Origin of the sequence: Pseudomonas sp. BCRC 81390 (assembly GCF_030341915.1) — a bacterium.
In the GTDB taxonomy this organism is placed as follows: domain Bacteria; phylum Pseudomonadota; class Gammaproteobacteria; order Pseudomonadales; family Pseudomonadaceae; genus Aquipseudomonas.
The window spans coordinates 116,383-137,735 of the sequence record NZ_JATAAG010000091.1 but is presented as its reverse complement, the minus strand read 5'-3'; the positions used below and the strand labels follow the sequence as shown (position 1 = coordinate 137,735).

Genomic DNA, 21,353 nt, shown 5'->3' with positions numbered 1-21,353 from the left:
TGATTTCAAGCATTAATAGGAGGCCACATGGCTGACAAAAAAGCGCAGTTGGTCATCGAGGGCGCTGCCCCCGTCGAGCTGCCCATTTTAACCGGCACCGTTGGTCCTGATGTAATCGACGTCCGCGGGTTGGGGGCCACTGGTCACTTCACCTTCGACCCTGGGTTCATGGCGACCGCTTCGTGCGAGTCGAAGATCACCTACATTGACGGCGACCAGGGTATCCTGCTGCACCGCGGCTACCCGATCGAGCAGCTCGCCGAGAAGTCCGACTACCTCGAAACCTGCTACCTGCTGCTCAACGGCGAACTGCCGAATGCCGAGCAGAAGGCCCAGTTCGTCAGCACCGTGAAGAACCACACCATGGTTCACGAGCAGCTGAAGTCCTTCTTCAACGGCTTCCGCCGCGACGCCCACCCGATGGCGGTAATGTGCGGCGTGGTCGGCGCCCTGTCGGCGTTCTATCACGACTCCCTGGACATCAATAACCCGCAACACCGCGAGATTTCCGCGGTGCGCCTGGTCGCCAAGATGCCGACCCTGGCCGCGATGGTGTACAAATACTCCATGGGCCAGCCGATGATGTACCCGCGCAACGACCTGTCGTACGCGGAAAACTTCCTGCACATGATGTTCAACACCCCGTGCGAGATCAAACCGATCAGCCCGGTGCTGGCCAAGGCGATGGACCGGATCTTCATCCTCCATGCCGACCACGAGCAGAACGCCTCCACCTCCACCGTTCGCCTGGCCGGTTCGTCGGGTGCCAACCCGTTCGCCTGTATCGCTGCCGGTATCGCTGCACTGTGGGGCCCGGCCCACGGCGGCGCCAACGAAGCGGTGCTGACCATGCTCGATGAAATCGGCGATGTCTCGAACATCGACAAGTTCATCGCCAAGGCCAAGGACAAGAACGACCCGTTCAAGCTCATGGGCTTCGGCCACCGCGTGTACAAGAACCGCGACCCGCGCGCCACCGTGATGAAGCAGACCTGCGACGAAGTACTGCGCGAGCTGGGCATCAAGAACGACCCGCAGCTGGAGCTGGCCATGCGCCTGGAGGAGATCGCCCTGACCGATCCGTACTTCATCGAGCGCTCGCTGTACCCGAACGTCGACTTCTACTCGGGGATCATCCTCAAGGCGATCGGCATTCCAACCAGTATGTTCACCGTGATCTTCGCCCTGGCACGTACCGTAGGCTGGATCTCGCACTGGAAAGAAATGCTCTCCAGCCCGTACAAGATCGGCCGCCCGCGTCAGCTGTACACCGGCGAGCAGAAGCGCGACATCGTTGCGCTGCAGGACCGCAAGTAAGCTTCGATAGCCGAACGCAAGAAGGCTGCCCTCGGGCAGCCTTTTTTATTTCTGTTCGACGCGATGCGGCTTTGCAGGAGCAGCCCTCACCAGGGCCGCTTCTCAGTTTTTCTCAGCCCGCTCGCGCAACCCTTTCAGCGTATTGAACGGCGCATCCACCACGAACTTGTTGGCCACCATCGCCGGCACGCTGCCACCCGGTTCGGTGTGCACCTGATAAGTGACTTCGGTGCTGTCGCCCTTGGGCACCAGCTTCCAGAAGCCTTCGACCTTGGCCACCCGCACGAAGCCCTTCTCTTCCGGGACGTAGGTCGGCTCTTCGACCAGCTTGCGGGTCAGGCTGCCGTCGGCCTCCCTGACCGTGGTCACGTGCAGTACCGAATCACGCGGCGTTACCGGCCATGGCGTATTGAACTGGGTATAGGTCCAGACCTGGTCACCTTCCTGCTTGAGCACCTTCTGCATCTTGCATTCGTGGATCCACGCGCAGGCCCCGACCACATCCTCCTGCAGCGCCTGCACCTTCGCCAGCGGCGCCTTGATCAGGGTTACCCCGCGGTAGGCCTTGTACTTGGAACCGGCCACTTCGCTGAGCGATACCTTGATCCCCTCCTCATCCTTTGCCACCTGCCAGTTCTCGGCCCAGGCCACAGGGGACAGCAGAACACCCATGCCACACAGCAGTGCAATACGCTTGAACGGTCTCATCATGTTTATCCTTGTTGTCGAAGATCCAGCCTCACGCCGCCGTCATCTGCTCCCACCAGCCAAGAATCCTGATCGCCTCGTCACGGTCGCTGCCGCACACCTCGACATCAGCCTGGAAACCGCCGCACACCGCGGGCCGTTCGGGCTTGCCGAACAGGTCGCAGAGGTTGTCGGCGGTCAGGTGCAGGCAGCGCTCGCCAGCCGGCTTGCCGTTGGGCATACGCGGCATTGCAGAGCTGATGGACGGGGCAATGCAGCAGGCACCACAACCCTCACGGCATTTCATGGCAACTCACCAAGATCAGGACTCCCTGGAGCAAAACGGGACGAACGTCCCTGGATAGTAACCGCTCAAACAGTCGTTTGAAATTGCTGGCACGATGAAATGTGCCATGACCCGGCAGTCAGTTACTGGCTACTGGCGGTACTCGAAATCGATCGCCGCCCCTTCCACGTCACGACGGCTGTCATTGCGCAGCTGTAGCTGCATTTCGTTATTGATCAACCGGCCATTGAGCTGGAACGGGCTGTCGTCGGCCTCTGGCTTTTCCGTGAACAACGGTGGCAGCAGGGGCTTGCGGCGCTGGATCGGCGAAGGGTCACCAACCTCCGGCTCCAGCTTGTCGACCATATCGGCGGGCAGGCTGAGATCGAGCCTGGGCTTGGGCAGCGGCTTGGCCACCACCGGGCTCATCGGCTTGCGCGCCGGCTTGGCCTTGCTTTTGGCAGTCTTGCTTTTGGCTGCAGTGCTTTTCGCAGCCTTGCTTGCCACTGGCTTCTGCGCAGGCTTCGCCAGCGCCTTCTGTACCGGTTTGCCCTGCGCCTGGCCGGCCGGCTGCGCGGCCTGGCCTGCACCAAGGTAGCAGAGCGGAGCAAGGCACAGGATCAAGGCAAAACGACGCAGAGCTTTCATGGCAAAAGGACAGGCTGGCAGTAAAAGTGCGTATGCTCCCTGTTCCGCAGGCGCGTGGCAAGCCTACAAAAACGCGGCCGCCGGCTCCCGGCATAACTGCTGGGCCAGCAACCCGAGGGTAATCACCGCACGTTCGGCCTCCTTGTTCCACGGAATCCCGCAGTTGAGGCGGATACAGTGGTTGAACTGTTCGGTATTACTGAAGATCAGCCCCGGCGCAATGCTGATACCCTGCTCCAGCGCACGCACATGCAGCTCCTGGGTATTGACCCGCCCCGGCAGGCTCACCCACAGGATGAACCCGCCGGTCGGCCGGGTCATCTGGGTGCCCTCGGGGAAATGTTGCTGCACCGCCAGCTGGTAGGCACTGAGGTTCTTGCGGTACTCCTGGCGAATGTAACGCAAGTGCCGGTCGTAGCCGCCGTTCTCCAGGTAGGCTGCCACCCCCATCTGCGTCACACTGCAGGCCGAGTGGGTGGTGAAGGTTTGCAGGCGCTGGATCTCGTCCTGGTAGCGCCCGGCGATCATCCAGCCCACGCGCACGCCGGGGGACAGGGTCTTGGAAAAGCTCGAGCAGTAGATCACCCGGTCCAGCCGGTCGAACGCCTTCAGCGCCTTGGTCTTGCCCTGTTCGAACATCAACTCGCCGTAGATATCGTCCTCGACGATCTGGATATCGAAATCCGACGCCAGGCGCAGCAACTGCTTCTGCCGCTCTTCCGGCACGGTGCCGCCGAGCGGATTGCTCAGCCGTGCAGTCAGCACCAGGGCCTTGATCGACCACTGGTTGGCGGCCAGCTGCAACGCCTCGAGACTGATGCCGGTGGACGGGTCGCTGGGGATCTCGATCACCTTCAGGCCCAACAGGTCAGCCAGTTGCAGCAGGCCGTAATAGGTAGGCGACTCGGCAGCGATCAGGTCGCCGGGGCGGGTCAGCACGCGCAACGACATCTGCAGCGCATCGACGCAACCATGGGTCACGATTACTTCACGTGGGTCGACCAGCACGCCGGCATCGCGCATGCGGATGGCGATCTGCCGGCGCAGCGGTTCGAAACCGGGGCTGAACATGTAGCTGAAGGCGCGCGGGCTGTGAAAGCGCGTCACCTTGGCGATCTGCTGGTGCAGGGCACGGACCGGCAGGTAATCGACATGCGGCACGGCGGCACCGAACGGGAACACCCCGTCGCGGCGCGCCTCGGTCAGCACTTGCTGGATGATGCTGGCGCGGGTCACCAGCCCGGGGCGCTCCACGCGGGCGATGTCCGGCGTCTGCGCGGTCAGGGCCGGAGTCTGGTGCACGTAGTATCCGGACTGCGGCCGCGCACGGATCAACCCCTGGTCTTCGAGGTTGGCATAGGCCTGCAGCACTGTGGCATGGCTGACGTTGAGCTGGGCGCTCATCTTGCGCACGGACGGTACACGCTCGCCTGGCTGGTAGACACCGCGACGGATGTCATCGGCCAGTTGCTGGGCGATACGCTGGTACAGCAGCAGGTTGGTCATGGCGGGATCTCGACGCGCGGACGGACTCGTTGTTCTTGTGTCGCTCACTGAGGGTAGAGAATACCGTAACAGTTGCAAAGTGTACTGGGACAGATCGCAGGATAGTCAACAATACAGTTGCGTGACAGTGATAAAACACTGAAATCCGAAGGGTGTCGACGAAAAGCCGGGGGTAATGCCAGTCAGTTAAACAATCTGGGACCGCTTTGCGCCTTCGCGGGCAAGCCCGGCTCCCACAGATTTAGCGCCGAGCTTTAGAAATACGCGGTCCCTGTGGGAGCGGGCTTGCCCGCGAAGGGCTGCAAAGCAGCCCCAGTAAAGTCTGCTGCAACTGGCATTAAGGGGGGGCTGCGTTGCAGCCCTTGCCAGGATTCAGCGAGCCGGCGCGAGCCTGCCCTTGTCATCGGAGAACACGATCTCCACCCGGCGGTTCTGCGCCCTGCCCCGCTCCGAGGCATTGGCCTCGATCGGGTACTGGTCACCATAGCCTTCGACCTGCAGGCGCTTCTCGTCGATGCCCAGGTCGACCAGCATGTCCGCCACGGCCTGCGCCCGGTCACGCGACAGTTTCAGGTTGTCCTCGGCCGTACCGGTGCTGTCGGTATAGCCTTCGATCCGTACCACCCGGCGCGGGTTGAGCTGGAGGAACTGCACCAGCTTGAGCACGGTGCGGCTGGCCGAGTTCTTCAGGTCGGCACGGCCGGTATCGAACAGCACGTCACCCAAGGTCATTACCAGACCGCGATCGGTCTGCTCCGAAGCCAGCGCAGCGATCTGCGACTCGATCCACTTGCCCTGCTGCTGGACACTGGCCAGCTTGGCCTCGCGCAAGGCCAGCTGCAGGCGCTGGCGCTCCAGGTCGAGCTTGGCCTGGCGCTCCTGGTTCAGCGCCAGCCGGGCATGCTCGCTGGCGATCTCGCTGTAGCGCTGGCTGAGGTAGGCGTAATGGCGCACGTCCGCACCGGTGCCGATATAGCTGGACAGGCGCTCGGCGCGGGCCAGCGACTCGCCTGCGCGAATCACGTCACGCGGGGCACTGCGCAGCACATCGGAGTTGTCCTTGACCTTCTGGAAAGCGGCGCTGGCATCATCCAGTGCTGCACTGCTGCGCTGGCTGGCGCAACCCTGCAAACCTGCCGCCAGCGCCAGCACGGCGAGCGCGGCCAATGGTGCACGGCGGATCATGGCTGCACCTCCAGCTGCTTGCGCAGGCGCTTGACCCGCGACTGCAGCAGCTGCAACTGCTCTTCGCTCTTCTGGTTCAGCACCTGGGCTTCGGCCAGGCGTGCATCCAGCTCGGCCTGCTCGGCGCGCATGCGCGCATCGCGGTAATCTTCGGTGAGCATGTTGGTCTTGGCGCGGGCCAGCTTGTCTTCGGCCAGCTTGAGCGCTTCGACCTGCTCGGTGGCCCCGACGGCCCTGGCCTGCTCCAGTGCCTGCTCGGAAATGCGCATCTGCTCGACAGGGGCCGGATCGTTGGCGCAGCCAGCCAGGCCGAGTACGGCCAGGGCAAGGATTAGTGGTTGGGTTCTCACGCAATCTTCCTAGTGTTTGGGGGCGTCCGACGGCACTTGCAACTGGGCTTTCCAGCGCTCGACATTGCGCTGCAGCACGGCCTCGGACGCACCGGAGATCGGCAATTCTGTCAGTTTTTTTGCCAGTTGCCCACGCAACCAGCTGTCATTGCAGGCTGAATTGTGCGACACGGCCAGGTACAGCCCCGGCCGGTCCACCGGCAGGCCGCGGGCAATCAGCTGGTTGTCCATGCCCAGGCTCTGGACCATCGCCATACCCGCATAGCGGCCTGCAAGCACATAGTCGACCTGGCCAAGCACCAGCTTCTGAAATGCCTGGGTCAGGTTCTGCGCCGGCACCAGCTTCAGCTGGGCCTTGACGAACGCTGTGAAGGCCGGTGTAAGCCGCGCGCGCTCGGACACACTGCCCTGGTACCTGGCCAGGTCCGCCGGACCATCGAAAGCCAGCTCGGCATCGTGGCGGGTCCACACCAGGTACTCGTTGAGCTGCAGGGGTGGGTGAATGTAGTCGAGCGCGGTCAGTTGCTCCACCTGCATGGGCGTGTCGAGCAACAGGTCCATGCGCCCGCTGCGCACTTCTTCCAGCGCCTGGTCACGACGCCCGGCGCTGAGCACCTCTACCTTCAACCCCAGCTCGCCAGCCACCTGACGCAGCAGGTCGACGTTGGCACCGATCAGGTGTTTCGGGTCGTTCGGGTCTTGCCATGAGTATGGCGGCGCATCGGGGCTGCCAGTGGCCACCAGGCGTTCGCACTTGCCTGCCGCCATGGCCAGCGGCGACGCCAACACCGCCATGCATGCCAGCACCCTGCCCGTTCCGCGCAACGTCATCCCTCACTCCTCAGCCCATAAAAAAACCCGACCCTCGAAACGAGGGCCGGGTTCTTTATAAGTGAAGCAGGCGGATCAGACCAGCTTTTCCAGCTCTGGCACTGCTTCGAACAGGTCGGCGACCAGGCCGTAGTCAGCCACCTGGAAGATTGGCGCTTCTTCGTCCTTGTTGATCGCCACGATCACCTTGGAGTCCTTCATGCCGGCCAGGTGCTGGATCGCGCCGGAGATACCGACGGCGATGTACAGCTGTGGCGCAACGATCTTGCCGGTCTGGCCGACCTGCATGTCGTTGGGCACGAAGCCCGCGTCGACCGCGGCGCGCGAAGCACCGACGGCAGCGCCGAGCTTGTCGGCCAGGCTGTACAGGTGCTTGAAGTTGTCACCGTTGCCCATGCCACGGCCACCGGAGACGACGATCTTGGCAGCGGTCAGTTCCGGGCGGTCGGACTTGGCCAGCTCTTCGCCAACGAAAGCCGAGATGCCGGCATTGTGCGCAGCGCCCACGGCTTCGATGGCAGCCGAACCACCTTCGCCCGCCACGGCGTCGAAGCCGGTGGTACGCACGGTGATGACCTTGATGGCTGCGCTCGACTGCACGGTGGCAATGGCGTTACCGGCATAGATCGGGCGTTTGAAGGTATCGGCGGACTCGACCGAGATGATCTCGGAGATCTGGTCCACGTCCAGCAGCGCAGCAACGCGCGGCAGGATGTTCTTGCCGTTGGTAGTGGCCGGGGCCAGCACGTGGCTGTAGCCCTTGGCCAGTTCGACGATCAGCGGCGCGACGTTTTCCGGCAGGACGTGTGCATAGGCTGCGTTGTCGGCAACCAGCACTTTGGCCACGCCAGCGATCTTCGCGGCAGATTCGGCAACGCCGCCCACGTTCTGGCCGGCGACCAGCACGTGCACATCACCACCGATCTTGGCGGCAGCGGCAACAGTGTTCAGGGTGGCCGGGGCTACGGCACCGTTCTCGTATTCAGCGACAACCAGGATAGTCATTTAGATTACCTTCGCTTCGTTCTTCAGCTTCTCGACCAGTTCGGCCACCGATTTGACCTTGATGCCTGCGCTGCGGGCAGCCGGGGCTTCAACCTTCAGGGTCTTGTTGGTGGAGGCGAGGGAAACGCCCAGCGCGTCTGGAGTGATGGTCTCCAGCGGCTTCTTCTTGGCCTTCATGATGTTCGGCAGCGACGCGTAGCGTGGCTCGTTCAGGCGCAGGTCGGTGGTGACGATGGCTGGCAGGTTCAGAGCCACGGTCTGCAGGCCGCCGTCGATTTCACGGGTGACGTTCAGCTTGTCGCCAGTCACTTCTACCTTGGAGGCGAAGGTGCCCTGGGCAAAGCCGGTCAGCGCGGCCAGCATCTGGCCGGTCTGGTTGTTGTCGCTGTCGATGGCCTGTTTGCCAAGGATGACCAGTTGCGGCTGCTCCTTGTCGACAACGGCCTTCAGCGCCTTGGCCACGGCCAGGGAGTTCAGTTCGTCAGCGGCTTCCACCAGGATGGCGCGGTCGGCGCCCAGGGCCAGGGCGGTACGCAGTTGTTCCTGGGCAGTGGCCGGGCCGACGGAGACGACGACGATCTCGGTCGCAACGCCCTTTTCCTTCAGGCGCACGGCTTCTTCCACGGCGATTTCGCAGAAGGGGTTCATGGACATCTTGACGTTAGCAAGGTCGACGCCGGAGTTGTCCGCCTTGACGCGAACCTTGACGTTGTAGTCGACCACTCGTTTGACAGCTACAAGAACCTTCATGGATTCCTCGTTACTCTCCGGTGAATAGATAGTCGCCTGGGGCCATGCCCGGCGATGCGCGTGGGTACAAGGGCACCTCCAAAAACGTACCGGGAGGCAGTAACTTCACAGTGACCGAACAGTCTTGTCCGGACGCTTGCGTCAAATACTCACGGGTCATTTTCTGTCGTGGCGTGTAAACTCCACTACAAACCGGCCCAAGGCCGCAAAACCCTGCTCCACACCTGGTCTTTAGAGGTGTACCTGCGCCCGGCTGCAAGCCTACGGCGAACGTAAAACCGCTCGTATCTTGACCGTAACACCCAATCCGGTCAATACGGCAAATCGGTCACCCTCCAGCCGCGCTCCAGTGATTTTACTGGCCTGCGGCAAATTCAAACAAACGTTTGTATTGGACCCGCCAAGTGGTGTAGATATAATGCGCGGCCAAGACAAAACGGTGTAGTCCGTCATTTGCCCAGCTACAGCTCCGCCGCTGCATAGAACCGCGGCGAATGCCCTGCGCACCCATAAGACCAAGCAACAGCACGAGCCTTGATGAGTAGGAGAGAACCAGTGGAACGCGAATACATGGAATTCGACGTGGTCATCGTCGGCGCCGGCCCGGCAGGCCTGTCCGCCGCCTGCCGCCTGAAGCAGAAGGCCGCCGAAGCCGGTAGCGAAATCAGCGTCTGCGTGGTGGAAAAGGGCTCTGAAGTCGGCGCCCACATCCTCTCCGGTGCGGTGTTCGAACCGCGTGCCCTGAACGAGCTGTTCCCCGACTGGAAAGCCCTTGGCGCGCCACTGAACACCGAAGTGAAACGCGACGACATCTACGTGCTCAAGGATGCCGGCAGCGCGACCAAGGTGCCTGACCTGTTCGTGCCCAAGACCATGCACAACCACGGCAACTACATCATTTCGCTGGGCAACCTGTGCCGCTGGCTGGCCCAGCAGGCCGAGAACCTCGGCGTGGAAATCTACCCGGGCTTCGCCGCCCAGGAAGCGCTGTTCGATGACAACGGCGTGGTCCGCGGCATCGTTACCGGTGACCTCGGAGTGGACCGCGAAGGCAACCCGAAGGACGGCCTGTACACCCCGGGCATGGAATTGCGCGCCAAATACACCCTGTTCGCCGAAGGCTGCCGTGGCCATATCGGCAAGCAGCTGATCAAGCGTTTCAACCTTGACAGCGAAGCCGATGTCCAGCACTACGGCATCGGTCTGAAGGAAATCTGGGAAATCGACCCGGCCAGGCACGAACAGGGCCTGGTGGTGCACACCGCCGGCTGGCCGCTGGATGTGATGGCCAAGGACAACACCGGTGGTTCGTTCCTCTATCACCTGGAAAACAACCAGGTGGTCGTCGGCCTGATCGTCGACCTGTCCTACGCCAACCCGTACCTGTCGCCGTTCGACGAATTCCAGCGGCTTAAGCACCACCCGGTGATCAGCCAGTACCTCGAAGGCGGCAAGCGGATCAGCTACGGCGCCCGCGCGATTGCCAAAGGTGGTTTGAACTCGCTGCCGAAAATGGTGTTCGATGGTGGTGCGCTGATCGGTTGCGACCTGGGCACCTTGAACTTCTCCAAGATCAAGGGCAGCCACACCGCGATGAAGTCCGGCATGCTGGCGGCCGAAGCGGTCGCCGAAGCGCTGGCCGCCGGCAGCGAAGGCGGCGACAAGCTGAACGGCTACGTCAGCGCCTTCAAGGCCAGCTGGTTGTACGAAGAACTGTTCGCCAGCCGCAACTTCGGCGCGGCCATCCACAAGTTCGGGCCGATCCTCGGTGGTGCGTTCAACTATGTCGACCAGAACTGGTTCGGTGGCAAGCTGCCGTTCACCCTGCACGACACCAAGCCGGACTACGCCTGCCTGAAACTGGCCGCCGACTCGCAGAAGATCGACTACCCGAAACCGGACGGCAAGCTCAGCTTCGACAAGCTCAGCTCGGTATTCCTCTCCAGCACCAACCACGAAGAGGAACAACCTTGCCACCTGAAGCTGACCGACCCGAACATCCCGATCGCCAGCAACCTGCCGCTGTACGACGAGCCGGCGCAGCGCTATTGCCCTGCGGGGGTGTACGAAGTGGTGAGCCAGGAAGACGGCAGCAAGCGCTTCCAGATCAACGCGCAGAACTGCGTGCACTGCAAGACCTGCGACATCAAGGACCCGGCCCAGAACATCACCTGGGTCACCCCTGAAGGCGCGGGCGGGCCGAACTACCCGAACATGTAAGCCTCTGCCCTTGCGCTAATGAAAAGCCCCCGGTTCTCACGAGCCGGGGGCTTTTCTGTTTTACCTGTTGCCTGGCGGTACTGGCCGCGCCTACAGGCATCGCGTCGGCAGGAAGTCGGGCTCGCTCGTCGGCAACGGCTCGCGACGCCCGAAACAGAGCGCCGTCAACAACCCCACCGTGCCCATGATCAGGCAGAACCCGGCACACACCCACGGGCTCCATGGCATCAATGCAACCAGCGCCAGTGGTGTGGTGCTGGCCCACAGTGCGTAGGCCACGTTGTAGGTGAAGGAAATACCCGACACACGGATCTCGGCCGGGAACAACCCGACCATTACCGACGGCACCACCCCCACCACGCCACAGCACAGGCCGGCCAGTGCATAGGCCAGCCAGGTCATGCCCCACTGCCCTACCAGGCTGGCGTACAACACGCCGATGCCCAGCGGCAGCAGCAGGCTGTAGAGCATCAACGCGCGCCAGGCGCCGACGCGGTCGACCAGCAGGCCGGCCAGCACGCAGCCGATATTGAGAAACACGATACCCACGCTGCTCAGGGCAAAAGTGTGCCCGGCCGTCATGCCGAAGCGCTGCTGCATCACCGTCGGGGTAATCACCACCAGCACCACCACGGCGGAGGTCAGCACACAGGTCAGCAGCGCCGCCGGGATCAACGCCGGCCGGTGTTCGCCCAGCACCTGCCGCAGCGGGAAGCGCACCGGCTGTTGCTGGCGCGCACGCAAGGCAAGGAACACCGGGGTTTCGCTGAGCCAGCGGCGCAGCCATACGCCCACCACGCCAAACACGCCGCCCAGCAGGAACGGGTAGCGCCAGGCATGGTCGAGGATCTCCTGCGTAGTGAACAGCTGCGCCAGCAAGGTCGCAGTCAGCGCCCCCAGCAGGTAGCCGAAGGTCAGCCCCGCCTGCAGGAAGCCCAAGGCGTATCCGCGCCGTCCGGCCGGCGCATGCTCGGCGACGAAGGTCCAGGCGCTGGGCACTTCGCCGCCCACCGCCGCGCCCTGCAGAATGCGCAGGGCCAGCAGGATCAGCGGCGCCGCATAGCCGATGTCGGCGTAGGTCGGCATCACCCCGATCAACAGGCACGGCAGGGCCATCATCAGGATGCTCAGGCTGAACACCCGCTTGCGCCCCAGGTGGTCGGCGAAGTGCGCCATCAGGATGCCGCCCAGCGGTCGCGCCAGGTAGCCGGTGACGAAAATCCCGAAGCTTTGCAGCAGGCGCAGCCATTCGGGCATCTCGGGCGGGAAGAACAGCTGGCTGAGGGTGAGCGCAAAGAACACGAAGATGATGAAATCGTAGATTTCCAGCGCGCCGCCCAGCGCCGCCAGGCCCAGGGTCCGGTGGTCGCCGCGGCTGAACCGGGACGGGCGAGCGGTATCGTTGGCAGTCATGGCAGGGTCCGCAAATCGGCAAAGGCCGAAAGGATAGCAAATAGCGGCCCCCTTGCCCCGCCTGCGGCGTGCTAGCGGTTGAACACCGTGTGGGCGAAATTGGCCCGTGCCACTGGCCGTGCCGGTGCCGCGGGCAGCGTGCCCGGCAGTGGCAGCTTGCCGACCTGCAGCGGCGTATCGATGATCGCCATGAACGCCTGCAGCGCCTCATTGTCAGGCACCTGCGGCAGGCTCAGGCTGACCGCCTGGCGCTCGGCCTGGGGCACCGAAGGTACTTTCACCTGGGTGGAGTGATAAAGCAGGGCATGCTGGATCTGGGTGCTGACACGGCAGAAGCGCTCCAGGTCGACCCCGGCATGGCTGGCCAGCTCGATATTGCCCAGCAGCAGGTGGAACGGCTGCAAGGCACACAGCACCAGGCGCTGCAGCTCCTCGAAGCTGTCCACGGGTGCGATCCGGTAATAGCCCAGGCCATTGAGCAGCCGTTCCAGCTGCAGGCGCTGGCACGGGTGTGCATCGGCGATAAGGATGCGCAAGGTCTTGTTTGCCATGGGTCGGGCCTGGGCAGTGGGGTAATGGGTACGCTCCATGACCGTACTGCGCCAGTGACGGCTACTGCCTGGTCGAGGCCTGGCAGGGGTCTACCTTGATAGAAGTCGGGAAAGACGCAGAAATCAAGTGACTGGGCGAGGGAATTTGCAGTCGCCTGGCTGGCCGTTAATCAGCATTCCCACTCGCGCATGCGCACCCGGCAGTGCTTCATGGCGTTGACGATGTGTTTTTCCACCAGGCTGCGGGAAATACCCAGGTGGTCGGCGATCTGCTGGTGCGACAGGCCATCGAGCTTGCGCAGCAAAAAGCAGTCACGGCAAACCTTGCCCAGCTCATCCAGGGCACGCTGCATCAGCGCCAGGCGCTGGTCGAGCTGCATGTCGTGGGCCGGCGCCGGGGTGTGCCAGCGCTCGTCGCTGTCCAGCACCTCCAGCGGTTCGGCCTGACGTACCAGGTGGCGCCGGTGGCGGTCGACCACCAGGTTGAGCGCGGTGCGGTACAGGAAGGCACGCGGGTGCTCGATGCGTTCGCCGTCGGTGCGCTCCAGCACCCGCAGGTAAGCATCGTGCGCCACGTCTTCCGCGGCCTGGCGACTGCCCAGGCGCGCGGAAAGGAAGCCCACCAGTTCGCGATAGTAATGTTCCACGACGTTACCTGAGATCGTCCTGCCAGCCTGCCCAGAAAGCCCTTTCAGGCAGCGCGCGGGACCGAGTGATGTCAGCCTGAGATCTTACAAATTATAATGATTCTCAGCAACACGGTATGGCTGTAGAGGTTCAGCGCCTGTCAGATCGAGCGCCACATCTCTGTAGCCGCGCCAGTCCCAGGCGATAACCGCTAAATCCCCTTCTGCCGCTTTCGTCTATCTGGCACCCACTCGGCTGGAAGTGTGCATGAGACCTTTACCCAACACCCGTCGCCGGGCCCTGCTCGTCGGCCTGGGTCTGCTCGGCCTGGGCGGCCTGCTGGCCTGGACCACCCCGCCCTACGCTGCACCACCGCCCAGCACGGTCGCCGTGACCCGCGCCGACATCGAAAGCAGCGTCACCGCACTCGGCACCCTGCAGCCAAGACGCTACGTGGATGTCGGTGCCCAGGCGTCCGGGCAGATCCACACCCTGCATGTCGAAGTCGGCGACACCGTACGCAAAGGCCAGCTGCTGGTCGAGATCGACCCCTCGACCCAGCAGGCCCGGCTGGATGCCGGCCGCTACTCGATCGACAACCTCAAGGCCCAGCTGGCCGAGCAACGCGCGCAGTTCCAACTGGCCCGGCAACAGCTCAAGCGCCAACGTGACCTGGCCGCTGCCGGCGCCACCCGCGACGAGGACGTGCAAACCGCCACTGCCCAGCTCAACGTCACCCAGGCACGCATCGACATGTTCCAGGCGCAGATTCGCCAGGCCCAGGCCAGCTTGCGCAGCGACGAGGCCGAGCTGGGCTACACCCGCATCTATGCGCCGATGGACGGTACCGTGGTAGCCGTGGATGCCCGCGAGGGGCAGACCCTCAACGCCCAACAGCAAACCCCGTTGATCCTGCGCATCGCCAGGCTCTCGCCAATGACAGTATGGGCACAGGTATCGGAAGCTGACATCGGCAAGGTCAAGCCCGGCATGACCGCCTACTTCACCACGCTGGCCGGTGGCAAGCGCCGCTGGACCAGCACCGTGCGCCAGGTACTGCCGGTGCCACCCAAACCACTGGAGCAGGCCAGCCAGGGCGGCGGCAGCCCGGCCAGCGTCAGCAACGGCAGCGCTGGCAACCAGGTGGTGCAGTACAGCGTGTTGCTGGATGTCGACAACCCGGACGGTGCGCTGATGGCCGAGATGACCACCCAGGTGTTCTTCGTCGCCGGCAAGGCCAGCCAGGTGCTGACCGTGCCACGGGCTGCGCTGGACGACGCGGATGGCCTGCACCTGGCGCGTGTGCTGAGCCGCGACGGCAAGGTCGAACAACGCCAGGTTCGCACCGGCCTCAGCGACCGCCTGCGGGTGCAGGTCCTCGACGGCCTCAATGAAGGCGAACGCCTGGTCATCGGCGCCCCTGGCGTCAGCGGAGGCTGAATGAGCACACCCCTGATCGAGCTGGTCGACATCCGTAAATCCTTTGGCGGCGTCGGCTCCCCCAAGGTCGATATCCTGCATGGCATCAGCCTGCGCATCCACCCCGGCGAGTTCGTCGCCATCGTCGGCGCCTCCGGTTCAGGCAAGTCGACACTGATGAACATCCTCGGCTGCCTCGACCGCCCTACCTCCGGCAGCTACCGCTTCGCCGGCAAGGACGTGGCCGAGCTGGGCAGTGACGAGCTGGCCTGGCTGCGCCGCGAGGCGTTTGGCTTCGTGTTCCAGGGCTACCACCTGATCCCCTCCGGCTCGGCCCGGGAAAACGTCGAAATGCCGGCCATCTATGCCGGTATCGCTGCCAGTGAACGCCACGCCCGCGCCAGCGCCCTGCTCGGCCGCCTGGGCCTGGCCAGCCGTACCGACAACCGCCCGCAGCAGTTGTCCGGCGGCCAGCAGCAGCGGGTATCGATCGCCCGCGCCTTGATGAACGGCGGTCATATCATCCTCGCCGACGAACCCACCGGCGCGCTCGACAGCCACAGTGGCAGCGAGGTGATGGCGTTGCTCGACGAGCTGGCCAGCCAGGGCCACGTGATCATCCTGATCACCCATGACCGCAACGTGGCAGCGCGGGCGCAGCGGGTGATCGAGATTCGCGACGGTGTGGTCATCAGCGATTCGGCCACCAGGCAGCCCCCGGTCGACCCTGGACGAGGGCTGCAGGCCGACCAGTTGCGTCAGCACCTGGAGCGCGGCGCGGCCTTGCGCGGGGCGTGGAAAGGCGAACTGGGCGAAGCGCTGCAGGCCGCCTGGCGGGTGATGTGGGTCAACCGCTTCCGCACCGCCCTGACCCTGCTGGGCATCGTCATCGGTGTTGCCTCGGTGGTCGTGATGCTGGCCGTGGGCGAGGGCAGCAAACGCCAGGTCATGGCGCAGATGGCCGCCTTCGGCTCGAACATCCTCTACCTCAATGGCAAACCGGCGAGCCTTGGCGAACAGGCCGGCACCATTACCCTCGACGACGTCGCCGCCATCGGCCAGTTGCCGCAGGTCCGGCACGTGATGCCGGTGCTCGGGGAAAAGATGATGGTGCGTTACGGCAACCACAGCCAGCGGTTCTATGTGGGCGGCAACAACACCCGCTTCCCCGAGATTTTCAACTGGCCGGCGGTGCACGGCAGCTTCTACAGCGAAACCGATGAAGCCAGTGCCGCGGCAGTGGCGGTGATCGGCCAGAAAGTGCGGGAACAGATGCTCGACCCAGGGCGCGACCCGCTGGGGCAATACCTGCTGATCGGCAATGTACCGTTCCAGGTGGTCGGTATCCTGGCCGGCAAAGGTGCCAGCTCCGGCGACCAGGATAGCGACGGGCGCATCGTGGTGCCCTACTCCGCGGCGGCCATCCGCCTGTTCGGCCAGCGCGACCCGGACTACATCGCCGTCGCCGCTCTCGACTCCACACGGGTCGACGAGACCGAAGCGGCCATCGACCAGCTGCTGCGCCAGCGTCACAACGGGCGCCGGGACTTCGAGCTGACCAACGATGCCGCGCTGATCCAGGCCGAAGCGCGCACGCAGAACAGCCTGTCGCTGATGCTGGGGGCGATTGCTGCGATTTCGCTGCTGGTCGGTGGCATCGGGGTGATGAACATCATGCTGATGACGGTGCGCGAGCGCACCCGCGAAATCGGTATCCGCATGGCTACCGGCGCCCGCCAGCGCGACATCCTGCGGCAATTTCTCAGCGAGGCGGTGATGCTGTCGATGGTCGGCGGCCTGGCCGGCATCGTCCTGGCCCTGGCCATCGGCGCTGGCCTGATGCTGGCTGAGGTAGCGGTGGCCTTCGCCCTGCCGGCCATGCTCGGCGCCTTCGCCTGCGCCGTGGTTACCGGCATCGTGTTCGGCTTCATGCCCGCGCGCAAGGCCGCCCGCCTCGATCCGGTCAAAGCCCTTACCAGTGAATAAGCCATGACTCTGCCCAGCCGCATCTGCCTGCTGACCCTGTGCGTCAGCCTGGCCGCCTGCACCACGCCGCCCACGCCCACCAACGGCATTGCCGCGCCGCTCGCCTGGCAGGGCGCAGCCGCGTCCACCTCGGCACAACGACCGACGACACAATGGTGGCATGCCTTCGCCAGCCGCGAACTGGACCGCCTGGTGCAGCGTGCCCTGCACAATGCCCACGACCTGGCCGCCGCCACGGCGCGGGTGCGCCAGGCCCGGGCCCGCGCAGTTATCGCCGGCGCGCCATTGCTGCCCGAGCTGCAGCTGGGCCTGGACGGCAGCCGCCAACGCCTGCTGCACGGCGAGGGCAACGACCAGCTTGATGTCAACCGCAACGAGCCGACCAGCACCTCATTCGGCGTGCAGCTTAGCGCCAGCTACGAAATCGACTTCTGGGGCGGCCTGCGGGCGACGCGTGAAAATGCCCTGCGCAGCCTCGATGCCAGCCGTTTCGACCGCCAGACTGTCGAGCTGACCCTGGTCAGTGCCGTGGCCGACAGTTATCTGCAGGGGCTGGCCCTGGAAGAACAATTGCGTATCGCCCGCTTGAACCTGCGCAATGCCGAAGACGTGCTGGGCCTGGTCGAAGCGCGCCAGCGCAACGGGGCCGCCACGCGTCTGGAGCTGGCCCAGCAGCGTAGCCTGGTGGCCGCGCAGCAACGTCAGTTGCCGCTGCTGGAACAGCAGTGGCAAGACAGCCGGGTCACCCTGGCGACCCTGCTCGGTGAACCGGTGCAGTCGCTGCCGAGCAGCCAGGAAGCGATCGCCAGCCTGCAGTGGCCGGCCATCGGCAGCGGCGTGCCCAGCGAACTGCTCACTCGCCGGCCGGACATTGCCGCTGCCGAAGCGCGTCTGGCCGCTGCCAGCGCCAATGTACAAGTCGCCCGCGCGGCCATGCTGCCCAAGCTCACCCTCGGCGCCAACCTGGGGACGGGTGCCGATACGTTCGCCCACCTGTTCGACAGCGCCTACTACACCCTCAGCAGCAGCCTGGTTGCGCCGGTGTTCAACAATGGCCGGCTGCGTGCCGCACGTGAGCTGGCTGAAGCCGAGCAGGCGGAATTGCTGGAGACCTACCGCAGCAGCATCCTGGCCGCTTTTGCCGATGTCGAGAAGGCGCTCAATGCGATCGCTGGCGTGGATCGCCAGCGCCAGTGGCAGGATCAAGAGGTGCAGCAGGCCCGGCTGGCATTCGAGCTGGCGCAACGGCGCTATGGCGCAGGCGCAGAGACCTTGTTGAGCGTGCTGGAAACCCAGCGCACCTGGTACGTGGCGCAGGACCAGCAGGCGCAACTGCGCCTGGCCCGGTTGCAGGGCAGCGTGGCGTTGTACAAGGCCTTGGGCGGGGGATGGGTGGTCAACCAGTAGGGCCGGTACAGGCAGCGGCTAGTTCCGCACCTTCAGGTTGCGCGCATACCACGGTCGCTGCGGCACCCTGGGCTGCAACTTGTCGAACAGGCCGTCATCGCTGTAGATGATGCGCAACGCCAGCTTCATCGTTTCCGGGTCCATCTCCACACTGCGCCCGGGCCGCAACCCCGGCACCGTCGAACAGCCATGCGTGTCCGGCCCCAACCACGGGTCCGCCACGGTCACCCAGCGCCCTGGCGCGAACCACGGCACACCGTTGACCTGCAGGCGCCTGACCTCGCCAGGGTGCAAGCGCTCATGGGCCCCGAACCAATCCTCGATGCGGTCGTCGATCCAGCCATGGAAGCGCCAGAACACCGGGTTCACATGGGAGGAGAACGGGTCGCCGAGGAAATCGTTCTGCGCAGCGAACCAACGCTCGGCAAAATCATCCGGCGTGCGCGCCGTGGGCACAGGCATGCCATTGGCGGGGTCACGCGGCACCGATGCCCAGCGCATGTGCAACCAGTCGTGCAGGCCCAGTTCCAGTTCCGAGCCGAACTGCGCCAAGGTCAGCGTGCTGAGGTATTCCGGGTCGGTATAGCGCGCCTCCCAGACCTGGAAATTGCCGTGGAAGGTATCCGCCGCCTTGATGTCGCGCACCCACTGGCTGTACGCCGCGTCACCGCTGGCCAGCCAGGTCGGCGGCAGGGCATTGCCGTCATGGTTGTCGAAGTAACGGGCGAAGCCGACGCGGTCGCGCTCCAGTTCCGGCTGCGGCAGCGGGAAGCGCGGCCAGGAAGGCAGGTCTTGCAACGCACGGGCGCTGCCCAGCATATGCCGGTGCATGAACAGGAAGTCCTCGCCCGAGCCATTGCGGTCCTTGTGCCGCCCCCGCGCATCACGCTCGCGGTCACGCGGCCCGGGTTGCCAGCCCAGGCCACGCAAGGCCGCCTGCTTGTCCTTGGCCAGCTTGTGCCATTTGTCCCGCGCGGCGTGCCACAGCTGGTGGAACAGGCGATGCTCCGGAGCGACCAGCCAGGCCAGCAGTTGCGGGTTCAGCGGGGTCCGTTCGCGGGCTTCCGGGAAGGTGCGTTTCAAGGCCACGAACTGGTTATCCTGCAGCGGCAACGACAACGCCCGGTCGAGGCAGGCAACGCGCCCATTGAGGGTGGCCGGCCCGGCGTTGCCGAAGCGGCCCCATACCTCGTCCAGCACGACATGGCATTCATAGCGCGCCTGGGATGAAAACAGCCGCCAGCGCAAGGTGCCCGGCTTGTCCGCCAGCAAGTCGCCGACCACGCGGTAGCGCGGTTCCGCCTCCGCACGCAGGCGCTCGGGGGTATCCAGATAACCGCGCAGGGCGCGGCCATTGCCTGCAACATCAAGAAACAGCTCCAGGTCGCCCGCCGGCAAGCCCTGCAGGCCCGCCTCCTCGCCCAGCAGGGTCAAGCGCCAGACGCCGCGCAGGGTATCGCCCAACTGCTGCAGGCCGGTATCGGCCAACTCGACGACGGCCTCGCCAGGCGTCTCCGGAAATTCCTCGGCGGCGCTCTGCCGCTGCTGGTACAGCGCACCCACCGCAGCGGGCACCACCACGCCCGTCAATGCCACACCGGCGATGAAACCGCGTCGCGAAATCGTCATTGCATACCTGTGCATTCATTGCGGCCATGGAGCACGGCCCGTCCAAGGCTAGAACGTTGCATGGGCGGCGAAATTTAACCGTGCATGGCCAACGGCCGCGGTTAAATTTCTGCGCTGCAGGCTCGTCCACTGCAGGTAGCGGCGGCCTCTGTGCCCATCCCTCGACGGTGAACCAACTGAGACCAAGATGACGACTTCACGCTGGAACAAAGCCCTGTTTATCAGCCTGGCCACTGCGCTTGGCGCTGGCGCCGGGTTTGCTGCCTGGCACTATTTCGCCACGCCCGCGGGCTATTCCAGAGAGGTGACCCGCCAGGCCAACGACCTGCAGGAACGCATCCTCTCGTTCGACAGCCATGTGACCCTGCCGCTGACCTTCGGCACCGAAGGCAGCGAGGCGGACAAGGACGGCGCTGGCCGCTTCGACCTGGCCAAGGCTGCACGCGGGCGGCTGTCCGGCGCCGCCCTGAGCATATTCGCCTGGCCCGAATCGTGGACTGGTAACGCAGGCCCGCACCGCCCTACCCCGGGCTTCGTCGAGGCCGCCCGGCATACCCAGGAGGTGCGCTACAACGCCATCAGCGCCATGGTTCGCGACTTCCCGCAACAGGTTGGCATCGCCTACACCCCGCAAGATTTTCGCCGCCTGCACGGCGAGGGCAAGTTCGCGGTGCTGCTCAGCATGCTCAATGCCTACGCCCTGGGCGACGACATCGACCAGCTCGACCGCTGGGCGGCACGCGGGGTGCGCATGTTCGGCTTCAGCTATGTGGGCAACAACAGCTGGGCCGATTCGTCGCGCCCGTTGCCGTTCTTCAATGACACTGCCGATGCCCTGGGCGGCCTGTCGCCGCTCGGCAAGCGCGCCGTGCAACGGCTGAATGACCTGGGCGTGATCATCGATGTGTCGCAGATGTCCAGCAAGGCACTGGCCCAGGCCGTCGCCCTCAGCCGCGCGCCCGTGGTGGCGTCGCACTCGGCGCCACGGGCCATGGTTGACATCAGGCGCAACCTCTCCGACAAGGAACTGCAACTGATCAAGGACAGCGGCGGCGTGGTCCAGCTGGTAGCCTTTTCCACCTACCTCAAGCCGCTGAGCAGCAAGACCCAGGGCAAACTCAACGCACTGCGCGCCCGCTACGCCCTGCCGCCGCTGACCGACCTCAACTACGCACTGATGCCGGGTGACCCGGTGATCGCCGGCTGGCCCGAGCAGAAGGTCGGCCAGTATGCCAACGAGCTGTACGGCATCCTCGAAGAAGAACCCCCGGCCACCCTCAAGGACTACGGCGACGCCATCGACTACACGGTGCGCAAGGTCGGCATCGACCATGTCGGCCTCAGCTCGGACTTCAACGAAGGCGGCGGCATCGACGGCTGGCAGAACGCCAGCGAGGCACGCAACGTCACCGCCGAACTGATCAGCCGCGGTTACTCCGAAGCGGATATTGCCAAACTCTGGGGCGGCAATTTCCTGCGCGTGTGGGAGCAGGTGCAACGTGCCGCACAACCTGTCGCCTCTTTATCCCCCTGAAC

Annotated in this window: 19 protein-coding genes; 6 read left to right on the top strand and 13 right to left on the bottom strand. The window is 64.5% G+C overall.

Annotated features, from left to right (window positions below; genetic code table 11):
- The first annotated feature begins 27 nt into the window (after positions 1-27).
- Positions 28-1,317, top strand: coding sequence for a citrate synthase (gene gltA / locus QSV36_RS25685; protein WP_085625400.1), 1,290 nt, complete (start codon positions 28-30; stop codon positions 1,315-1,317).
- A 102-nt stretch (positions 1,318-1,419) separates the two neighbouring features.
- Here the strand turns inward: gltA and QSV36_RS25680 are convergent, their stop codons facing one another.
- From QSV36_RS25680 to QSV36_RS25640, 9 genes are all read right to left on the bottom strand, one after another.
- The gene (locus QSV36_RS25680; RefSeq protein ID WP_289135911.1) at positions 1,420-2,028 is read right to left on the bottom strand and encodes an START domain-containing protein; all 609 of its coding nucleotides are present in this window, start codon (positions 2,026-2,028) and stop codon (positions 1,420-1,422) included.
- A gap of 28 nt (positions 2,029-2,056) precedes the next feature.
- Positions 2,057-2,311, bottom strand: a complete 255-nt coding sequence (locus QSV36_RS25675; protein WP_225778555.1) for a YkgJ family cysteine cluster protein — start codon at positions 2,309-2,311, stop codon at positions 2,057-2,059.
- Positions 2,312-2,440: 129 nt separating this feature from the next.
- A complete protein-coding gene (locus tag QSV36_RS25670; protein WP_289135910.1) occupies positions 2,441-2,938 on the bottom strand; it encodes a hypothetical protein in 498 nt (165 codons plus the stop codon).
- 63 nt (positions 2,939-3,001) lie between these two features.
- Positions 3,002-4,444, bottom strand: a complete 1,443-nt coding sequence (locus QSV36_RS25665; protein WP_013973449.1) for an aminotransferase-like domain-containing protein — start codon at positions 4,442-4,444, stop codon at positions 3,002-3,004.
- A gap of 372 nt (positions 4,445-4,816) precedes the next feature.
- Positions 4,817-5,629 carry an OmpA family protein gene (locus tag QSV36_RS25660; protein WP_225778557.1) on the bottom strand — a complete coding sequence of 271 codons (813 nt, stop codon included), beginning with the start codon at positions 5,627-5,629 and terminating at the stop codon, positions 4,817-4,819.
- Positions 5,626-5,979 (bottom strand): DUF4398 domain-containing protein, encoded by a 354-nt coding sequence (locus tag QSV36_RS25655; RefSeq protein WP_289135909.1) that lies wholly within the window; start codon positions 5,977-5,979, stop codon positions 5,626-5,628. Before QSV36_RS25655 ends, QSV36_RS25660 begins: the two co-directional genes overlap by 4 nt.
- A gap of 9 nt (positions 5,980-5,988) precedes the next feature.
- A complete protein-coding gene (locus QSV36_RS25650) occupies positions 5,989-6,810 on the bottom strand; it encodes a substrate-binding periplasmic protein (RefSeq protein ID WP_289135908.1) in 822 nt (273 codons plus the stop codon).
- 75 nt (positions 6,811-6,885) lie between these two features.
- Positions 6,886-7,815, bottom strand: coding sequence for an electron transfer flavoprotein subunit alpha/FixB family protein (locus QSV36_RS25645; protein ID WP_289135907.1), 930 nt, complete (start codon positions 7,813-7,815; stop codon positions 6,886-6,888).
- A complete protein-coding gene (locus tag QSV36_RS25640) occupies positions 7,816-8,565 on the bottom strand; it encodes an electron transfer flavoprotein subunit beta/FixA family protein (RefSeq protein WP_225778561.1) in 750 nt (249 codons plus the stop codon).
- A gap of 537 nt (positions 8,566-9,102) precedes the next feature.
- Here QSV36_RS25640 and QSV36_RS25635 point away from each other — a divergent pair.
- Positions 9,103-10,785, top strand: a complete 1,683-nt coding sequence (locus QSV36_RS25635) for an electron transfer flavoprotein-ubiquinone oxidoreductase (RefSeq protein ID WP_289135905.1) — start codon at positions 9,103-9,105, stop codon at positions 10,783-10,785.
- Positions 10,786-10,875: 90 nt separating this feature from the next.
- Here the strand turns inward: QSV36_RS25635 and QSV36_RS25630 are convergent, their stop codons facing one another.
- From QSV36_RS25630 to QSV36_RS25620, 3 genes are all read right to left on the bottom strand, one after another.
- Positions 10,876-12,198, bottom strand: coding sequence for an MFS transporter (locus QSV36_RS25630; RefSeq protein ID WP_289135903.1), 1,323 nt, complete (start codon positions 12,196-12,198; stop codon positions 10,876-10,878).
- Between the two features lie 71 nt (positions 12,199-12,269).
- Positions 12,270-12,749 (bottom strand): histidine kinase, encoded by a 480-nt coding sequence (locus QSV36_RS25625; protein ID WP_289135901.1) that lies wholly within the window; start codon positions 12,747-12,749, stop codon positions 12,270-12,272.
- A 170-nt stretch (positions 12,750-12,919) separates the two neighbouring features.
- Positions 12,920-13,396 carry a sigma-70 family RNA polymerase sigma factor gene (locus tag QSV36_RS25620; protein ID WP_289135899.1) on the bottom strand — a complete coding sequence of 159 codons (477 nt, stop codon included), beginning with the start codon at positions 13,394-13,396 and terminating at the stop codon, positions 12,920-12,922.
- A gap of 247 nt (positions 13,397-13,643) precedes the next feature.
- Here QSV36_RS25620 and QSV36_RS25615 point away from each other — a divergent pair, with 247 nt between their 5' ends.
- The 3 genes from QSV36_RS25615 to QSV36_RS25605 are packed head-to-tail and all read left to right on the top strand — an operon-like array spanning position 13,644 to position 18,188.
- On the top strand, positions 13,644-14,816 hold the full coding sequence (locus QSV36_RS25615) for an efflux RND transporter periplasmic adaptor subunit (RefSeq protein ID WP_289135897.1): 1,173 nt from the start codon (positions 13,644-13,646) through the stop codon (positions 14,814-14,816).
- On the top strand, positions 14,817-16,781 hold the full coding sequence (locus QSV36_RS25610; protein WP_289135895.1) for a MacB family efflux pump subunit: 1,965 nt from the start codon (positions 14,817-14,819) through the stop codon (positions 16,779-16,781).
- Between the two features lie 3 nt (positions 16,782-16,784).
- A complete protein-coding gene (locus QSV36_RS25605; protein WP_289135893.1) occupies positions 16,785-18,188 on the top strand; it encodes an efflux transporter outer membrane subunit in 1,404 nt (467 codons plus the stop codon).
- Between the two features lie 18 nt (positions 18,189-18,206).
- Here the strand turns inward: QSV36_RS25605 and pvdP are convergent, their stop codons facing one another.
- The gene (gene pvdP / locus QSV36_RS25600; RefSeq protein ID WP_289135892.1) at positions 18,207-19,817 is read right to left on the bottom strand and encodes a pyoverdine maturation tyrosinase PvdP; all 1,611 of its coding nucleotides are present in this window, start codon (positions 19,815-19,817) and stop codon (positions 18,207-18,209) included.
- Between the two features lie 187 nt (positions 19,818-20,004).
- Between pvdP and pvdM the strand changes: the two genes are divergently transcribed.
- A complete protein-coding gene (gene pvdM, locus QSV36_RS25595) occupies positions 20,005-21,351 on the top strand; it encodes a pyoverdine-tailoring dipeptidase-like protein PvdM (protein WP_289135891.1) in 1,347 nt (448 codons plus the stop codon).
- Positions 21,352-21,353 lie beyond the last annotated feature (2 nt).